General features: G+C 67.0%; 1 protein-coding gene. It reads left to right on the top strand.

Going from position 1 to position 624, the window contains the following annotated elements:
• Nucleotides 1-393 (top strand): glycosyltransferase (locus RM780_RS27610; protein ID WP_394813104.1); only part of this gene is annotated, 393 nt, incomplete at its 5' end.
• Between the last annotated feature and the right edge of the window lie 231 nt (nucleotides 394-624).

Raw genomic sequence — 624 nt, 5'->3', positions numbered from 1 at the left:
GATTACAGCGACGTCCCGCGGTACGACCACGTGAAGGTCGTGGGCGCGGTCAACTACGCCGCGGTCTTTCCGGCCTGCCGTGCGGCCGTTCACCACGGCGGGGCGGGAACGCTGGCGGCCAGCCTGCGCGCGGGGGTGCCCACCTTGGTGCTGTGGATCGACGGCGTGCAGCCGGTGTGGGCGTCCCGCGTCAAACTGCTGAATGTCGGTGCAGTACGGAGCTTCTCCAGCACCACCCAAGACACATTGGTCGCGGATCTGGGCAAGGTCCTCGACCCCGCGTGCGCTGCCCGTGCGCGCAGCGTCGCCGCCCGGATGGTCCCGGCTGCCGAGAGCGTGGCGCGGACCGCCGACCTGATCGAGAGCTATGCACGTCAGAGGTGTTCGGCCTGAGCCCTACACACCGCCGCCGATGCGAACTGTCAACCAGCCAATTCCCTGAACACACTGTGAGTCAACATGTTTGAAGCATCCGAATCCAGACGGGCCGGGACCCGCCGTCACCGGTCCCGTATTCACCGCTGCCAGGGTGGTGCCCATGCCTGAACGGCTCAAACTCAGCACCCGAGTGTGGCTGAAGGCGGTACGCGCCGAATACTGGCTGGCGCGCAACCTGTTGCCCGA

The organism is Streptomyces boetiae (assembly GCF_031845405.1).
In the GTDB taxonomy this organism is placed as follows: domain Bacteria; phylum Actinomycetota; class Actinomycetes; order Streptomycetales; family Streptomycetaceae; genus Streptomyces; species Streptomyces boetiae.
Note: the sequence above shows the minus strand (reverse complement) of the source record. Positions and strands in the feature narration are given on the sequence as shown.